14 protein-coding genes and 3 pseudogenes are annotated in these 16,443 nt (G+C 53.7%); 6 read left to right on the top strand and 11 right to left on the bottom strand.

Features of this window, described 5'->3' with window-relative positions:
* The first annotated feature begins 33 nt into the window (after positions 1–33).
* A complete protein-coding gene (locus ACFEMD_RS20560; protein WP_394743147.1) occupies positions 34–1,815 on the top strand; it encodes a glycoside hydrolase family 32 protein in 1,782 nt (593 codons plus the stop codon).
* Between the two features lie 60 nt (positions 1,816–1,875).
* Here the strand turns inward: ACFEMD_RS20560 and ACFEMD_RS20565 are convergent, their stop codons facing one another.
* Positions 1,876–2,151, bottom strand: coding sequence for a hypothetical protein (locus ACFEMD_RS20565; protein ID WP_394743148.1), 276 nt, complete (start codon positions 2,149–2,151; stop codon positions 1,876–1,878).
* A gap of 130 nt (positions 2,152–2,281) precedes the next feature.
* Between ACFEMD_RS20565 and ACFEMD_RS20570 the strand changes: the two genes are divergently transcribed.
* The 3 genes from ACFEMD_RS20570 to ACFEMD_RS20580 all read left to right on the top strand — a co-directional run bounded on the left by ACFEMD_RS20570 (position 2,282) and on the right by ACFEMD_RS20580 (position 4,431).
* Positions 2,282–2,455 (top strand): hypothetical protein, encoded by a 174-nt coding sequence (locus ACFEMD_RS20570; protein ID WP_394743149.1) that lies wholly within the window; start codon positions 2,282–2,284, stop codon positions 2,453–2,455.
* Between the two features lie 645 nt (positions 2,456–3,100).
* Positions 3,101–4,144, top strand: coding sequence for a ComEC/Rec2 family competence protein (locus ACFEMD_RS20575; protein ID WP_394743222.1), 1,044 nt, complete (start codon positions 3,101–3,103; stop codon positions 4,142–4,144).
* On the top strand, positions 4,144–4,431 hold the full coding sequence (locus tag ACFEMD_RS20580; protein WP_394743150.1) for a DUF3006 domain-containing protein: 288 nt from the start codon (positions 4,144–4,146) through the stop codon (positions 4,429–4,431). The genes ACFEMD_RS20575 and ACFEMD_RS20580 overlap by 1 nt, the downstream gene beginning before the upstream one ends.
* 372 nt (positions 4,432–4,803) lie before the next feature.
* On the opposite strand, the pseudogene ACFEMD_RS20585 reads toward ACFEMD_RS20580, so the two are convergent.
* Together ACFEMD_RS20585 and ACFEMD_RS20590 are read right to left on the bottom strand one after the other, a co-directional pair.
* Positions 4,804–5,782: pseudogene (locus ACFEMD_RS20585) on the bottom strand (IS1595 family transposase).
* 471 nt (positions 5,783–6,253) lie between these two features.
* Positions 6,254–6,727, bottom strand: a complete 474-nt coding sequence (locus tag ACFEMD_RS20590; protein WP_394743151.1) for a DUF6653 family protein — start codon at positions 6,725–6,727, stop codon at positions 6,254–6,256.
* 109 nt (positions 6,728–6,836) lie between these two features.
* Here ACFEMD_RS20590 and ACFEMD_RS20595 point away from each other — a divergent pair.
* Positions 6,837–7,514, top strand: a pseudogene (locus tag ACFEMD_RS20595) (IS6 family transposase).
* A 29-nt stretch (positions 7,515–7,543) separates the two neighbouring features.
* On the opposite strand, the gene glpR reads toward ACFEMD_RS20595, so the two are convergent.
* The 7 genes from glpR to gfcR all read right to left on the bottom strand — a co-directional run bounded on the left by glpR (position 7,544) and on the right by gfcR (position 15,191).
* Positions 7,544–8,308, bottom strand: coding sequence for an HTH-type transcriptional regulator GlpR (gene glpR, locus ACFEMD_RS20600; protein WP_394743152.1), 765 nt, complete (start codon positions 8,306–8,308; stop codon positions 7,544–7,546).
* A gap of 159 nt (positions 8,309–8,467) precedes the next feature.
* On the bottom strand, positions 8,468–9,457 hold the full coding sequence (locus tag ACFEMD_RS20605) for a Gfo/Idh/MocA family protein (protein ID WP_394743153.1): 990 nt from the start codon (positions 9,455–9,457) through the stop codon (positions 8,468–8,470).
* Positions 9,458–9,459: 2 nt separating this feature from the next.
* Entirely contained in the window at positions 9,460–10,605 is a 1,146-nt protein-coding gene (locus ACFEMD_RS20610) for an ABC transporter ATP-binding protein (RefSeq protein ID WP_394743154.1), read from the bottom strand.
* 64 nt (positions 10,606–10,669) lie between these two features.
* Positions 10,670–11,566 carry a carbohydrate ABC transporter permease gene (locus ACFEMD_RS20615; RefSeq protein ID WP_394743155.1) on the bottom strand — a complete coding sequence of 299 codons (897 nt, stop codon included), beginning with the start codon at positions 11,564–11,566 and terminating at the stop codon, positions 10,670–10,672.
* On the bottom strand, positions 11,563–12,513 hold the full coding sequence (locus tag ACFEMD_RS20620) for a carbohydrate ABC transporter permease (RefSeq protein WP_394743156.1): 951 nt from the start codon (positions 12,511–12,513) through the stop codon (positions 11,563–11,565). Before ACFEMD_RS20620 ends, ACFEMD_RS20615 begins: the two co-directional genes overlap by 4 nt.
* 18 nt (positions 12,514–12,531) lie before the next feature.
* A complete protein-coding gene (locus ACFEMD_RS20625) occupies positions 12,532–13,845 on the bottom strand; it encodes an ABC transporter substrate-binding protein (RefSeq protein ID WP_394743157.1) in 1,314 nt (437 codons plus the stop codon).
* Positions 13,846–14,558: 713 nt separating this feature from the next.
* The gene (gene gfcR, locus ACFEMD_RS20630; protein WP_394743158.1) at positions 14,559–15,191 is read right to left on the bottom strand and encodes a transcriptional regulator GfcR; all 633 of its coding nucleotides are present in this window, start codon (positions 15,189–15,191) and stop codon (positions 14,559–14,561) included.
* Positions 15,192–15,370: 179 nt separating this feature from the next.
* Between gfcR and ACFEMD_RS20635 the strand changes: the two are divergent.
* A pseudogene (locus ACFEMD_RS20635) lies at positions 15,371–15,540 on the top strand (IS5/IS1182 family transposase); the annotation flags it as partial.
* 50 nt (positions 15,541–15,590) lie between these two features.
* On the opposite strand, the gene ACFEMD_RS20640 reads toward ACFEMD_RS20635, so the two are convergent.
* Positions 15,591–16,355, bottom strand: coding sequence for a recombinase family protein (locus ACFEMD_RS20640; protein WP_394743159.1), 765 nt, complete (start codon positions 16,353–16,355; stop codon positions 15,591–15,593).
* Between the last annotated feature and the right edge of the window lie 88 nt (positions 16,356–16,443).

Consider the following 16,443-nt stretch of genomic DNA (forward strand, 5'->3'; position numbering starts at 1 on the left):
TGTTAATATATAACCATCGAAGTTCTGTCCGTAATGCGAGACAACAACTTCCAAAGAGGGAAAGATTCCGCAAGTGAATCCTCGAAACTTGGACGGCGGAGTGTACTTCAAGCAACGGGTATGAGTCTACTGGCGACAACGGCACTTGGTAGCTCTACTTCGAGTGTTTCAGCTATAGAAAACGCAGAACCGGTAAGCGGATCGGAAGAAGACCCCTGGAGACCAGGTTTTCATTTTGCACCACCGCAAGGCTGGATAAATGATCCGAACGGGCTAGTCTATCACGAGGGTGTCTACCATCTTTTCTTCCAGTATCACCCACACGATCCTTGGTGGGAAGACATCCAGTGGGGACACGCAACTAGCGAAGATCTCTTCGATTGGACATACCACGGTATCAAGCTCCCATTTGATGATGAGAACAACCTCGCGAAGTTCTCGGGTGCTGCGACCATCGATACGGAAAATACGGCTGGATTCGGTGAAGAGGCATTGATTCTCTCGTACACCGGTGCGTACTTAGATGAAACCGAGATTCAGGACCAACGTATCGCATATAGTACCGATAACGGCGAAACCGTTACCGAGTATGACGGAAATCCCGTCTTGGATACTAATGATCTGGAGTTCCGAGATCCGAACGTCTTCTGGTACGAACCGGATCAAAAGTGGATCATGGTCGTTTGCCGTGTCCACGAAGGCGATGACAACGGTGAAACACGACCTCCCGGAATTGAAATTCATAGTTCCGAAGATCATCGCAACTGGACATACGAGAGTACGTTTACCAACAGTGAGTATAATGAGTTTGTTGAGGACGCGAACGAGAGCGTCTACGACTATCACTCGCACTCACCTGAAGCAAATCTGTGGGAGTGTCCGGATCTCTTTGAGCTACCGGTCGAGGGTAGTGACGAAACCAAGTGGGTGTTGACTGTCTCCGTCGATCATCAGCGTGAAGATCATCTTATAGGTGAGTTCGACGGATCGGAGTTCACAATCGAGGATCGGCAACTCGCAGACTACGGCTATGATTACTATGCTGCAATCTCTTGGGATAACGAGCCTCTTGACCGACGTGTTCAGATCGCCTGGGCGGCTCACTGGCCCTATATCGAGTTCGTTCCGGAAACAGGATGGCGCGGGATCATGTCTGTTCCGCGTGAAATAACTCTCGAAGAGGGCACAAATAGTGTCGAACTGCGACAGCGTCCCGTTGCGGAACTAGAAGAGCTGCGACAGGAACCGGTAGTTGAGTTATCCTCAGAGATGATCACCCCCGGTAGAGATCCCCTGGAAGGGGCAGACGTAGAGGGGCGCTCGCTCGAGATCCATGCTACGATCGATCCACAGAGTGCCGATGAGTTCGGATTCCGCGTTCGAGAGGGGGAGAACGACGAAAGCCTCATCACCTACTATACAGATCCAGATGATATCCCCGTAACTGATGCGTCCCCATCAGAGGATGTCCCCCAGTTGGTGTTTCAGCGAACGGATTCTTCGATTGATGGCCCAGCAGACGACTTCTTTGACGAAGGTCAAGAAGATGCAACGAGCATGCCGCTCGAACCACGTGAAGATGGGACTATCGAACTTCGTATTCTTGTCGATCGGTCTTCGGTTGAGATCTTCGCCAATGATGGACAGCGCGTAATGACGAATCAGATCTTCCCAGATTGGAGCAGTACAGGACTGTCCCTCTTTGCAGAACGAGGTGCTGCAAGACTCAAAGAGATGCGTGTGTACGATTTAGCTCCTCAGTCACTAGACGTGGAGCTTCACGAAGGGTCCCACGAGGGCTCCTATTCGGAATAGCAGGTCAAGAAGAGCTTTGATTTGTGACTTGGGTGCTCCGCTTGAGATCGGTTCTCTGGATCACGCCTCGAGAACCGATGTTGTAGTGGGATTGTCTGGGAGCGCAGATGCAGAGACGTACCGGTGGCCCTGGACGAACGCGACAGTTCGATCTGACTCGGACGCCGTTTTGTCGTTCTGGACCGGCTGCTCGAGCGTAAATCCGCGCTCGAGGTCGAGGAACAGGACCTTCTGCTCGCTTCCGTAGCGATCCGCGTTCTGGTCTCGGAGTGTCGCGATCCCGTCCTCGAGTCGACGTCGTTGGGCTGGTGAGACTTGTGTTGCCTCTTCGTGCATCTTCGGTCAGTTCGGTGCTCTCGATTGTACTGGTGATCGCTGGGACGATTAGTTTGATCTCACCGTCGGTGTAGAAGGCGAGATAGTTGGATGGTTTGAACGAGCGATTCGGTTGGCAGAAGTACAGGTCATGGGCGTTGTACTCGGGCCAGGCTTTGCGAGCGGCAACGACGAGGGCGCGCTCCTCGCGACCGCTTACAAGATCCTCCTCGTAGAGGAAGTGAACGAGTTCTCGAAGGAGGAATGCCTCTCGTTCGGTGGGGATCTCGAGCGATTGTTCGGCGCTGCCGTGATCCCGCGCTAATATCGATTCAGCGGCGTCGACAAGCTGGTCGAAGTTCGTCCAGACGAGACGATCGTCCTCGATGCGATCGAGTTTCGACGGGCGGCTGTGGTCTGGTGTGAGGACAACAAGGCGTTGTGTATCGCTTGCCTCTTGGCGGAGGCCCCTCAGATGGTTTCGGATCTGCTCGAGGTCGATGCTATGGGAGGCCGTTTTGGTCTCGAACCACAGGAAAGTCGAACATCAGATTGAGCGTCTCGGTCAGATTTATCTCGAGTGATCTGGTGACCCAAACAATCATATATTAGTAACTGAATTAATGAGTTAGTGAAACGACTCCTGTTAATTATAGTCGTTGCAGCGATGCTCGTCCTTGCTGGATGTGCTGATGAAAGCGATATTGGTACTGACGATGAACCAGATACAAACGGCGCTGACGAACTGGAAGATACAGACCCGAACGAATCTGAAGACGATACAACAACTGACGAGACTGAGACCGATTTGGAAGACACTGACGATGCGGAGTCAAATGACACAGATCCAAACGAGTCTGAGGACGATACAGCAGCTGATGTGACTGAGAACGGTTTAGAAGACACTGACGACGCAGAGCCGGAAGACGTAGAGACAAACGAGTCTGAAAACGACACAACAGCTGACGAGATTGAGACCGATTCAGAAGATACTGACGACACAGAGCCAGAAGACACAGATCCGAACGAATCTGAAGACGATACGGCAGCCGATGAGACTGATTCAGAAGACACTGACGACGCAGAGTCAGAAGACGCAGCTAGTGACGAGCCTGATTCCAACGGCGAACTTGAGATTCACCATATCGACGTCGGCCAAGCTGATGCAACACTCCTCATTGAGCCTTCTGGGGAGACGATGCTCATTGATTCCGGCGATTGGCGGCAAGGTGGTGCCGACGTGATCGACTACCTCGAAGCCCACGATGTCGATCGAATCGACCATCTCGTCGCAACACATGCCCACGCCGACCACATTGGTGGCCACGACGAGATCATCGAACACTACGAGACTGAACACGATGGCGTCGGCACGGCCTACGATTCTGGTGTGGCAGCGACCAGCCAAACGTACGAGCGCTATCTCGATGCTATCGAAGAACACGACGTTGAACTCCTGGTTGTCGAAGAGGACGACCACTTCGAGTTCGGTGACGCAGACGTTCACGTACTGAACCCGCCAGCAGGTGACTCGGGTTCAGATCTCCACTACAACAGCGTGACGATGAGTATCGAATTCGGCGAATTCTCGTATCTCACAACCGGCGACGCGGAAGCCGATGCTGAGCAACGGATGGTCGACGAACACGGTGACGACCTTGATGCGGACGTATACCAGGCAGGCCATCACGGCTCGTCGACGTCATCGACAGCTCCGTTTATGGATCAAGTCTCCCCGGAGGTTGCAATCATCTCGAGTGCATACGACTCTCAGTATGGCCATCCACATGATGAGGTCCTCGAGGACTACGCCGATCGAGGGATTGACACCTACTGGACCGGTGTCCACGGGAATATTGTGCTAACGACTGACGGTGAAAGCTCCGACCTCGAGAGCCAATACGACGCTTCGACCGATGCTGAAGACCTTCTCGAAGAGAAGCCTGCTGATGACGAGTCACAAGAATCGCTCATCCACCCCACTAACGTAGTTACAACACCATTAGCGGGCTAATGGCCGAAACCCACACTGCAACGCTTGACCGGATCGTCGACAACCAGACAGCAGTGCTCTTACTCGAAGTGGACGGCGAGACTGTGGATCAGCTTGACGTTCTCGTAACGCAGCTGCCAGAGGAGTGCCAGCATGAAGGAGCAATTCTCGAGGTTTCTGTCGAAGAAGGGGAGCTTTGTGAGGTGGAGTACCTCCCCGAGGTCACACAATCTCGGAAGGAATCTGCGCAGGATCGGTTTGATCGACTCTCAACGAAATTATCCGACCGGACTGAAACTGCCCCGTGAATCGAGGGCGAATCACTGTATTTCAGCGATAACACAACGATGAAAGATCAGGTAATTCGCGTTAACACGCTCTAATTTGTTTCTACAATCCAGTCGTTCAATACCCTTGCAGACCATCGTTCCGGATGCCCGCAAGGGCACAGGTGCAATCTCCAGTTGCCCATCAGCTGAAGGGATGGCCTCCCCCACCCTTTGCTGATGGGACGTTGCACCAGCATCCCCACCTACCGTTCACCCACCCCTGTTCGTTTTTGTGATTTTGAGCGGGGAATACTTCGAGACGGCTCCTGTTCCGAGCACGCTACGCATCTCGAGCTATAGGGACCCATCTCTGAGCAGTAAAGATAGGAGCATCACTACTTCCTGTCGCTCTTACGCAAAGCTGCGGAAACGACCGAGGGCGAAGCAATCGATGAGTGCGAAGAGCGACGCGCCGATGTTGTTCAATGACCAGACGCAGCCAAAGGTGTGAGCGGCCTGTTCCAAGCCGTGCTTGGACAGGCCGCGAAACTTCCGCAGCCACGGATGCAAGAGTGACCAGAGACACTCAACCTGGTTAATATGGACGCCGTCCGGCGAAATGTACTGCTCTTTGTGGATGACTGTCCGGTGATCGTATTCCATCCACCGATATGCCTGCAGTCCATCTGTCCAGACCTCTCCCAGCCGCTGGGAGAGGTCTTCAGCCTCGGTAATCACTGGCTCAAGATTTCCCTCATAGCGGATTCCTTGCTTTGCACGAATGACAGTGAGCTCGTCGCGGCAGGCCGCGACGAGCGTTAATTGGTCCCCCGTGTCGTCCCTTCCATCGTGTTCGCCCACTCCGAGACGACCCGCCGCGTCCCGGACGGGCTCGCGGCGGGTCTTGGCCTTTGTATCCTGAGCACACTTTTCCACTCTCGTCGACCTGTAACGGGCCGCCGTATGGCTGTTTGAGTCGGTTCCAGACAATCGGGAAGCCGCGCTCGAGCGCGGCTTCCAGGTCACGAACAGCTGTATGAATGGTATTGTACGCGCGATCAAGCACAATCGCAATTTGATTGATACTGAGCAGAGTATCGGCGTAAAGAATGAACGCGAGAAGGACCTCTCCGCAGGTGAGGTCCTTCTCGCTGAAGGGCGTGCCGTAGGTATAGGCGGGTTTGAACTGGCAGCTCCGACACCAGACACGATCAACGTTCTCCCACGTTCTAATCGACCGATTTCCGCATCGAGGACACGGTGTATGCTCCCAGAGATGTTTGAGACGCCGCTCGACGAGGACGTCGAGCGGCTCGGTCCGAATCTCGAAGATACCGTCGTCAATTAGGTTTCGAAGCATCCCGCCGAAGGCTGGCTGGGTGTTAGACATATCCGCTATACGTCGGCGGGATACACTGACTTTTCCGTAGCTTTGCGTAAGAGCGGCTTCTGTTAACCAACGTTCAGGGGTAGAAGCGGAGGTCTTTGTTGGTTAAGGTACGAGGTTTTTAGGGAGAGGGCTCGTTCAGTCGAACGGTACACGAGCGGCGCCTCTATGACGAGTCAAAGAACGAAATCGCTCTTTCAATAGTTTTCCTTTAAGTGGCTCTGGCCACAAGGTAGAGCTATGACGGGAAGTCGTTCTCTCGTGTTTTCAATTCAGTAGCGGAGGCTGTCCTGGCTCTCGAAAACTCTTGTCAATGAGCCTCGGGATGACGACAGCGACGGTACTCTCGAGAAGCAAATTTATATAGAAGGTATCAGAAAACGGTTCGCATATCTCTCCTTGATTACCCAACGAACGGTACGTACAGATGAAGTACGTATTGTTCTGGGTGGAGGATCAGTATGGGATCTATTCTTACTGCGAATCGACTTCTTCGTAGTACTCGATAATCTCCTTCAAACACCATTGGTTGAGTCCCTGTGATACGAGTGTGAAAACCAACGTTGAGACTGGATTGCGTTTGTACGCCGCGTAGAGGCCATAGAGCCCGATTGGGATACTTACAGTGTTTAGGATCTGTGGATAGCCGAGACCGATGAGGCGGTACCCGTCGTCAGTCCAGCGTTCTTCAGCACGTACGACTTTGTGCATCCAGTTATCCAACTCTTCACTTGGTTCGCGGAATAGCACCGGATTGATGAGTAAGAACAGGAGGGTGGCCCCCAATAACTTCCATTGCCGATGGTAGAGTGCGCCCACGGCCACGAACCCCGCTGCCATTCGACTCCACCCGCTCTTCGGGTTAGAGTGTCTGGCCCACATATTCTCTATCGCCGTCGACTCTTCGAGCATATCGACTATCTCGGAAGTGGGAGGTTCCACTATCATATTAACATTCCGTCACAGCGTTCAATAAGTATACTCACGTAACAGGTTAGAAGGCACCGTCTAGTTAGCGCAGTTTGAGGAACGAGCAGGCCGTGGAGTTGGTTTGAACATGCAGCTCGCAGACCTGCTCAGCAAGTCTTACACGGCGGATTTAGAAGAATCTTGGGAGCGTGAGCGGACGGCGAACGCCCTGATGGGCGTCGCCGTCCGGCTCCACGCGACCGGTTGTTCGCTTCGGGAGACACAAGCAACTCTTCGCTCACTCGGCGTTGAACGCTCTCATCAAGCAATCTGGCACTGGATACATCGGCTGTCTGACACCGTTCCAGACCCGCCGACGGCTTCGCCGTCGCGGGTCGCAGTTGATGAAAACGCTGCCATGATTAATGGTAATTAATCTTAGATATGTGCTACAATAGACCTCGACACGAAACTCATTCTCGATGTCGCGCTCTTTGGACGACGAGGCACCGATCCAGCTGCTGCGTTTCTGCATGGACTGACCGAGAAACATGATCTCTCCGAGACCGAGTTTCTCATCGATGGTACAGGCTATCTGACTGCTATCTCTCGATTAGGGTTGAGCGGTCACCTTGACTATGTCGATCGAAACCACCTCGAAAAGTGGTTTTATACCCTCAAAATGCGGGTTGACCGCTTCCATAACTCATGGGTGGGCAGTCGGGCGAACGTCAGAGAGTGGCTTGAGCAGTTTGTACACTACTACAACACACAACGACCACATCAGTCACTTAACAGACAGACGCCGGCGGAGGTGCTAAACTAAACAGTGCCAGATCAGCTGTGCTATCGCAATTAGGACTCCTCTGCAACGCAGACCGTTACACCAGCCTTCTCTAATGCGTCCGCAAGTGATTCTGGCGGATAGCGTTCCGTAATCAAAAGATCCACGTCTATGAGATCTCCAAATTGAATGAAACTTCGCTCATCGAACTTGCTGCTATCAGAGACAAGAATTACGTGTTCAGCCTGTTCGATCATTCGTTCTTTCATTCGGGCTTCGTCCTCATTTGGTGTCGTTAATCCGTTACACTCAATTCCATTTGTCCCGAGGAAGAGGATATCAAAATTCGTCCGCATCATAAAAGACTCGGCAATCGGCCCGACCAGTGCTCTGGTTTGATGGCGTAAGCTGCCGCCGGTCAGTTTCACGTTGACCTCTCGATCATCGAATTCGAGTGCAAGTAGCGGCGAATTCATGACGGGAAGAAAAGACCTATCGGACGGTACTGCCTTGGCAATCTGCATTGTCGTAGTCCCCGAATCGAAGAAGACGACATGGCCAGGATGAATTTCGTTGATCGCCCGCTTTGCAATCATCCGCTTAGCATTCAAGTTCTGTGCTTCCCGTTGTCTGAATGACTTCTCACTGCCGACTGTCGTAACTGGCATTGCACCTCCATGAGACCGTTTAATTCGTCCATCTTTCGCTAACTCTTGGAGGTCGCGACGAACGGTTGCCTTCGAAACGTCCTGGTGTTCTGCGATATCCGCAACAGAACAGCCATTCCGTTCAGAGACAAGCTCGACAATGCGTTGCTTTCGTTGTTCAGGAAGCATGGTGATTGGGGCTGTTGTCGTTGTGTGTTAGGTAGATAAACGAACAGTTTGATCTCTCGATCACCGAGGTGATTAATCGAAATCCGAAGTATCTCGATGACTACTCCCTTTGGACGATGTCATACGTCCAAGGAGACGAGATGAATCGGCGCAGTGATCTCAGAGATCGATCACACATCCCTCGGAGGCGCTTTGTTTGAGCGCTTCGATAAGTCGTGTGTTCCCGATGGCGCTCTCCCCACCAGTACGAGGACGATCGTGGCCCTGAACGCAATCGGTGAAGTGATCGATCTCGAGTCGGAACTGATCAACCGGATCGAACGTCTCGACGGCGTGTCGACCGTCGATTCGGTATTCAAGCGAGAGCGGCCCATCGGGGACGTCGAACGCGTTCTCGACTTCGAGCCAGCCGTTTGCCGCATCGATTCGGTACCGCTGTCGTTTCTGCGTGTCGAACCCAGAGGCGACGTGTGCAACAGCGTCGTCGTACTCGAGCAACCCCGCGAATTCCGTGTCGACACCGATATCACGGGAATCGAGCGCGTGAGCCGAAACCCGGGTTGGTGTGCCGAGTACGGCCCGAGTGAGCGAGACTGGATAACAGCCAACGTCCATTAGCGAACCGCCCGCAAGATCAGGGTCTAGGCGGACGTTATCTGGCTGATCGTACAATGGGTACCTGAATGTTGCAGTGATCGATCGAATGTTCTCGAGTTCGTTGGCCGCCAGTGCGAGCGCACGCTCGGTCCGCGGGTGGTACCGGTACATGTACCCTTCCAGCAACGTCATACCGCGTTCGGTGCAGTGATCGACGACATCGCGTGCTTCCGCTGTGTCGACGGCGAGCGGCTTCTCACAGAGAACGTGCTTTTCGGCGTCGGCCGCTCGTTTCGTCCACTCGGCGTGTATCGTGTTCGGCAGCGGAACGTACACTGCGTCGACCGCTTCATCCTCGAGTATCGCGTCGTACGTTCCGTACGAGCGATCGATCCCATACTCGTCGGCGATAGTCTTGGCGCGGCTGCCGTTCCGAGAGCTAATCGCAACGACCTCGTGATTGGTTTTTTCGACAGCCGGCAGGAACGCCTTCTGTGCAATCCCTGCGGTACCGATTACACCGAAGCGCATCGGAGTGGAGTCACCTACCATAATTACTCCGCGGCGAGATCCGGACGGACCTCGTGTTCTGGCGCCTTTGATTTTGCGATCAGTTCCTTCGTCTTGGCATCGAACAGGTAGATGTTCCGCGTATCGATCGTGATTCCAACTCGCTCACCTTCTTCGAGAGCCTGGCGTGTGGGGACCAGTCCATTGACCTCTCCGTATTCCCACGAAATCGTTGCGAGAGCGCGGTCATCGACGGGTTCTAAGAGGAGGAGCTCTCCCTCGAAGTCTGGATCAGCTGCGTTCGGATTGAGTTCGACGCCCTGTGGTCGAAATCCGAAGACAATATCGGAATCAGCTGGATCCTCCCGCAGGACGTCCGTTTCGAACGAAATCGTCGTCTCACCGACTTGGACCGTGCCTTCGTTCTCGTCGAGCGACTCGAGCGTCGCGTCCACGAGATTGATCGACGGGTTCCCAATGAACCGTGCGACGAAGGTATTCTTTGGGTAGTCGTACACTTCTTCACGCGTCCCGATCTGCTCTAGAGATCCGTCGTTCATGATCGCAATCCGATCGGACATCGTCAGCGCCTCCTCTTGGTCGTGGGTTACGTACAGCGTTGGCTTGTCAAGCCGTCGATGGACCTTCTGGATCTCTTTGCGGATCTCGACTTTGAGTTTGGCGTCGAGTGCGGCCAACGGTTCGTCCATTAGGAACGCGATCGGATCCTGAACTATCGTTCGAGCCAGCGCGGCGCGTTGTTGTTGCCCGCCGCTTAGCTCACCCGGGTATTTGTCGACGAGTTCCGGTATCTGCATGATCTCAGCTGCTTCCTCGGCTTCGTCATGACGCTCCGCCTCGGGAATGCCCTGTAGTTTCAGCGGATACGCGATGTTTTCCCGGATGGTCATGTGCGGGTACAGCGCGATGTTTTGGAACATCATCGCCAGTCCGCGATGATGAGCCGGCACTTCGGTGACATCGACGTTATCGAACTCGATAGATCCGCTCGTCGGGATCTCGAGGCCGGCGAGACATCGTAGCGTCGTCGTTTTCCCGCATCCGGACGGTCCGACGAGCGTGACGAACTCGCCCTCGTTTAGTTCGAACGATACGTCATCGACTGCTACCTCGACGCCGCCTGGGACGTCGAACTCCTTGCGAAGGTCGGTGATCTGAATATTACTCATTGGTTGTGAATCGATGGTTGGTTGGGTTGATATCGGTCGGTCGCTCGATTCGTCGTTCCTGTCATTACGTTCCACCCGGGCTGAATCCTTGGAGGAAGTACTTCTGAAGGAAGAAGACGAACAGGAGCGGCGGGATGACCGCGATCGACGCTCCAGCCATCAGCAGCTCCCAGTCGGTGTGTTGACCGGGGATAAAGCTCGATTCGAGCCCGATCGTGATCGGGTAGAGATCGATGTCGGACATGATGACCAGTGCAAACGTGTAGTCACCCCACGCGATCGAGAACGAGAAGATCGACACCGCGATGATCCCCGGTTTCGCCATCGGCAACGCGACGTCGACGAACGCTTGGAACCGAGAGGCGCCCGCGACCACCGCCGACTCCTCAAGCGATTCGGGGACGGTCTGGAAGAACTGCCACATCAGCCACAGCGAGAACGGTAGCGATCGCGCCGAGATCGCCAACATCAGGCCGAGGAACGAGTTCGTCATCCCGATGTTACTCCAGAGGATGTACATCGGGATCGCCAGGAGAATCGCGGGGAACATGTAGCCGAACAGGATCCCGCGGGCGAAGTACTTCTTTCTCGGAATGTTGATCCGAGCCAGTCCGTACCCGCCGAGCGTCGCGAGAACCGTCGTTAACAGCACGACACCGCTCGTGATAATGATCGAGTTGCGCAGGTAGGTCGGGAACCGTGTCTCCGTGAACAACTCGACGTAGTTCTCGAGTGTGACGTTCGTCGTGAAGATGTCCGGTGACGTAGTGACGAGCGTCTGCACCGGTCGGAGCGCGGAGTTGAACATCCAGAAGACCGGGAAGAAGACGACGATTGCGACGATCGCGAGTAGTCCGTATCGGACAGCCGATACCACCCGCCGTCGCTGCAGGTAGCTGAGCCAGCTCCAGACCGGTGTCGTTCCGCGATACTCCTCGATACCAGAGTTCCGGTCGCTCATTCAACTCGCACCTCCTGTTCAGGTTCGAAGACACGGAAGTAGATGATCGCACCGACAACAACGATGATGAATAGCAGCACCGACATCGCAGCCGCGCGGCCAAGCGCGTTCGCTTGGAACGCCTCTTCGTACGCGTAGATGACCGATATCGTCGTCGCATCACCGGGTCCGCCTTCGGTGAGGATCCAGATCAAATCGAATTTGAAGAACATCCAAATTCCGTTGAGCAGCGTCACGATGAAGACGACACCCTTGATGTTCGGGATAGTAATGTCCCGGAACATCTGCCACGAGGAGGCGCCCATCATACGGGCGGTTTCGTACAGTTCGGACGGGACGCTCTGAAGCCGCGCGTACACCATGATCGTCACGAGTGCGATGTACTTCCAGCTGTTTGCAACGATGATCGACGGTAATGCAAGATCCGCGTTCCCGAACCACGCTCGTGGTGAGTCGAGGATGCCTGCGTCGACCAGAATCCAGTTGAAGATCCCGTAGCTACTGTTCCCCATCCACATGAGGACGAATCCGACGATCGCCGTCGGGACGAGAAACGGTAGAAAAAGAATCGCACTTGCGACCTTCTGGAATTTGACCGTCGAGTTCAAAATGAGCGCGAACACGACGCCGAACACCGTCTGGATCACAATCGATCCGGCGGCAAACAAAAACGAGAGCCACAGCGTGTAGTGGAAGAAGCTATCGGTCAGTATCGACGCGTAATTTGACAGTCCGCTCCAGTGCCATTCGGGACTGATCGTGTTGATGTCGTGAAAGCCCGCTGCGATTGCCCACACGATTGGGAACACGAGAACGAGCAGGTATATCAGCACGACTGGCAGAATGGTCAGCGCGATCAGCGCTTTCCGTCCGGACAGTCGCTCGTAAACCCGCTTCTTGAAGCTCTGCTCGCTTACGGGTCGGGGATGTTTTGTCGGGTGTGACATTGATACTAGTTGTCGACGTTAGTTGATGTGATCTCGAACCGTGTCGGCGACCTCAGTAATCGCGCTCTCGGGATCTTCGCCGTCAACGAGGATCGAGCGTTGCGCCTGCGCGTAGACGGTATCGGCCGCGATTGAAGCAGCGTGGATGTTCGGGGGTTCGACTTCCGTCGCCAGGTCCTGGCCGTACTCCAGCCAGTCGAAGTTGTGGTCCTCCGGGAATGCCCACTCTTCAGGCATCTCGTTCAGTCGCTCGTCGAACTCGTCGGTGTCAGTAAGCCCTTGCATGAGTGGGCTCTGGTGGAGATCGTCCGCGAAGTAGTAACCCATCGCGTTCTCGGGGTGTGCCAAGAACTTCAAGAACTCGAGTGCAGCGTCGGTGTTTTCGGCTTCCTCGAACGCCGCCTGTCCCTGGATGTTCCCCCAGCTGATCAGGTCGTCCCCGTCGGGCGTCGGTGGAGCAGTGGGCCGAATATCGGCGGCAAAATCGGCGTCCATCTGGATGGCCTCTCGTTTCGGGTACGAACCGTTCCAGTGGGAGGTGTACGATGCTTCACTAGCAATCCGCATGTTCATGTCGTCAACGCCCATATCGAGATTTTCATCCGAGTACTGGTAGAGCTCCTGTTCGTGCTCCATGACTTCGATCCAGGCGTCAAGGTTATCTCCCTCATCCATCACGACGGCGAGATCGTCACCGTCGCGCTCGCAGAGTTGTCCGCCGTTGGACCACACACGGGAGAAGCCCATGATATCATTTTGCCATTCTCCCTCCGCAACCATCGTAGTATATCCTCGCGTTCCACCTTCGCCTTCATCGTGTTCTTCAGCCATCGCGACCTCTTCTTCCCACGTCTCCGGCGGCTCGTCGATCACGTCCGACCGGTACCAGAGCGTGGGAACGTTCGAATGCATCGGCAGGTAGACATCGTCGTCATCCTGATTCTGCATCCGGTGTTGCTCTTCGTAGTCCTCGCTCCAGTAGTCCTGCCAGTACTCGACGACCTCCGTGTGATCAGCGAGGTGGCCCTGATCACCGTACTCCGCAGCCTCATTGATCGGCATGTGGGAGATCTCCGGTGGATCCCCGGCCTGGAGGAGTTCAGCCATTCGCTCGCGGTACCCATCGCCGTGGCCTGCGAACTCAAAGTCGATAGTTGCCCCAGTAACGTCCTCGAACCGACCACCCACCGTTTCCCACCACTCAATGTACTCATCAGAGGATGATTCGGTGATGATCGTGATTTCGGCATCCGAGAAATCATCCCAGTCCTCTTCGTCGGTCGTTTCGAGGTCTTCTGCACTCCCAGCGGGTTCGTCGTCATCGCCGCCCATACACCCAGCTACACCGGCGAGCACGCCCGTCGCAGCCATTGCTTTCACAACTTTTCGTCGGGAAACTGCTGATCCGTACCGTCCACGTGTATTGCCACGTCGTTGCATGACAATTCACTCGATGATCTATTATTATTAATTTCTACCGAGTATGATTGTTTTCAATTTACCCTGGATGATTTTTTATAAATCCAGTCAAAAATAACCCTAATAGAGAGGAGATCATCTGATATGACCGAGGAAAACGGTTTAGACTCCAGATTAGTTGTAATTGTTAATGCTCATTCTCTCCCTCTAAATCCCTTGAACACTCATTCCAAATTCGATGTTTATGAATTTTAGATATAGGGGATTGGTTAACTATGATGTTTGACTCGGTTCACTCCTAAATCGGCATTCAGATGTTATATGTATTGAAGGCGAGAATAGCAGTTTGATAATACTGATCGGCTGAATTTCTCTTTTAGTAGAATTAATACTGAATCCATACTGGGGTACCTCAAACACGAATTGGAGAATTTTGGGGTGACATTCTGATTTGAGCAAAGAGCAGCTATTACCATCATTTTGCTCCAATAATCGGATGGGCTAACGAAAGGCCGTTAGAGATACCAATAAAACCGCTGAGAGTAATTGATTGTCTGAGATTGCTATCTTTGCATCATTAATTCGAGTGAAAGCCGCTACTAAATTCTGTTTGGAGGAACGTTGTCTCATCCGTTATAAACAGTAATAAGTTGGATCAACGAGTAAACTGGAACTCCCTCAATTTCGTCGACACCCTGTTTATCGGCAAGAACAAGACATGCAAGAGGTTCGCCGCCTTCAGTACGGATCGCATTGATGGTTTCATGCATGGTTGTCCCGCTAGTGATGGTATCATCAACAATGAAACATTTGCGACCTCGAATCGAAGCAAAGTTTCGTGAGAACGTCCCAGTGAGATCTGCAATATCGCCCTCTTCCCACTGATGCTTTGCTGGCGTATATGTTCCAAGATCAGTTTCAAGTCGGCTAGCAATCTGTGTTGCAATAGGTGTACCTGCCTTCTCAATACCAATCGTGAGGTCAACATTCTCGCTATGTTTGGCAAGTAGATCTGTCATTGCGCTAGCGATTGCACTCAGTCGCTTATTATCTCGACCAATTGTTGACCAATCAATATGGATATCCTGTGGGGTACTGTTGATTGGTTGTTGAACCGAGTGGGAGTTTGTCTCACTACGCCCGACTAACCAGGCTGCGGTTTCTCGAGAGACATTTAGCTCATCTGCAATCTCCCCCTTTGAATGGTCTTGGTTAGCGAGTTTCCCTGCGCTTTCAATTAGATCGTCAACATTCTTCATGTCTGTAGGACTTACCCCACACATTATATTCGTATCGCAACAGGATTGTTGACTCCTAATTAGAGTTGATCATGCTAACCACCTCGTCTTTCTTGCCTGGTTGGTCAGCCGTTTCAAAATCTGACGGCCTGCCTTTTTGGTGGTTGACAGCGGATGATCCCTGGATCATGGCAAACGGTACTGAAGAGGCGGCAATGCACGTCACCCGTGACGCACTCGCCGTCGAGAAACCGATCTGGATAGTCGGAGACAGTGCCTACGACACGCTTGAGTGGCACGACCCCTGCGACCAGCAGGCGGTCGTGCCATCACTCCGTACAATCCGCGAAACACGGATAAACCGCTTGATTACCTTGTACTCAGTGCTTCAAAGAGAAGCGCACGATACACTGATCGTAATCAATCGTCCGATACCAAGCTCCGGTCGGCCGGCACCGTCCGGACTGATCCGAGAGCAGCGTGCACGGCGTCGTTGTCAGCCGTCGCCTCGAGATACCACTCTCGCCGATCGGAGTTCTGGTGAATATTCGAGAGCGACTGTCGGGTGACTGGGAGTCCTTCAGCGACAGACCGGTACGACTCCCCGTCGTCGATCCGCTCGAGCGCGTCCCGGAGTTCGAGGTATCCCGTTTCGCCGGCGTCGTGGTCTGGATCAATGATCGGCTGAAGGTATCCCTCGTCATCGCGACGGAAGCCTATCGGAACTTGACCTAACCATTTGCCCTGTCGTTGCGCACGGCGTTGTCCAGCCTCGATCCGCCGGATGAGCGTGCGGCGCTCTTGCTGGTAGACCATGCCGATGATATCAGCAACAAATCGGCCGGTGCCGTCAGGAGTGACTTTTTCGACACTCCCATCCGTGATCACAACAGTCGTCTCGGTGTCTTCGCAGACGTCGAAGAATCGCTGCAGTGTCGCGCCTTTCCTCGAGAGACGACTGATCTCCCAGCACACGACATGCGTATACTCGCCAGCTTCGAGTGCTTCGAGCAGCTCGGTGAACTGCTCACGGTCGTCACTCGCGCCTGATTGACCGAGGTCAGCATACCGATCGACATCCGCGAGGTCGATACCGTTCTCCTGTAGCCACTCGTCGATGCTCTTCCGTTGGTGTGCGTCTGTTTGGTTGTCCGTGCTCGCTCGAATGTAGGTTGCGCAGTTCATCTTGTTTTCACCGTGTCTCTTTCAGCGTTAGCAATTAAAGGATAAGACTTGTTTACAGCCTGTAAGCAGGCAAGTACCCGATTACAGA

This window comes from Natronococcus roseus (assembly GCF_043677095.1).
In the GTDB taxonomy this organism is placed as follows: Archaea; Halobacteriota; Halobacteria; order Halobacteriales; family Natrialbaceae; genus Natronococcus; species Natronococcus roseus.

Coding starts and splice junctions, on each gene's coding strand:
- glpR (WP_394743152.1), bottom strand. CDS start 8,308: ATGCTTCCTGAACAACGAAAGCAACGCATTGTCGAGCTTGTCTCTGAA.
- ACFEMD_RS20615 (WP_394743155.1), bottom strand. CDS start 11,566: ATGAGCGACCGGAACTCTGGTATCGAGGAGTATCGCGGAACGACACCG.
- ACFEMD_RS20640 (WP_394743159.1), bottom strand. CDS start 16,355: ATGAACTGCGCAACCTACATTCGAGCGAGCACGGACAACCAAACAGAC.
- ACFEMD_RS20560 (WP_394743147.1), top strand. CDS start 34: ATGCGAGACAACAACTTCCAAAGAGGGAAAGATTCCGCAAGTGAATCC.
- ACFEMD_RS20605 (WP_394743153.1), bottom strand. CDS start 9,457: ATGGTAGGTGACTCCACTCCGATGCGCTTCGGTGTAATCGGTACCGCA.
- gfcR (WP_394743158.1), bottom strand. CDS start 15,191: ATGAAGAATGTTGACGATCTAATTGAAAGCGCAGGGAAACTCGCTAAC.
- ACFEMD_RS20590 (WP_394743151.1), bottom strand. CDS start 6,727: ATGATAGTGGAACCTCCCACTTCCGAGATAGTCGATATGCTCGAAGAG.
- ACFEMD_RS20565 (WP_394743148.1), bottom strand. CDS start 2,151: ATGCACGAAGAGGCAACACAAGTCTCACCAGCCCAACGACGTCGACTC.
- ACFEMD_RS20620 (WP_394743156.1), bottom strand. CDS start 12,513: ATGTCACACCCGACAAAACATCCCCGACCCGTAAGCGAGCAGAGCTTC.
- ACFEMD_RS20570 (WP_394743149.1), top strand. CDS start 2,282: ATGGGCGTTGTACTCGGGCCAGGCTTTGCGAGCGGCAACGACGAGGGC.
- ACFEMD_RS20625 (WP_394743157.1), bottom strand. CDS start 13,845: ATGGGCGGCGATGACGACGAACCCGCTGGGAGTGCAGAAGACCTCGAA.
- ACFEMD_RS20580 (WP_394743150.1), top strand. CDS start 4,144: ATGGCCGAAACCCACACTGCAACGCTTGACCGGATCGTCGACAACCAG.
- ACFEMD_RS20610 (WP_394743154.1), bottom strand. CDS start 10,605: ATGAGTAATATTCAGATCACCGACCTTCGCAAGGAGTTCGACGTCCCA.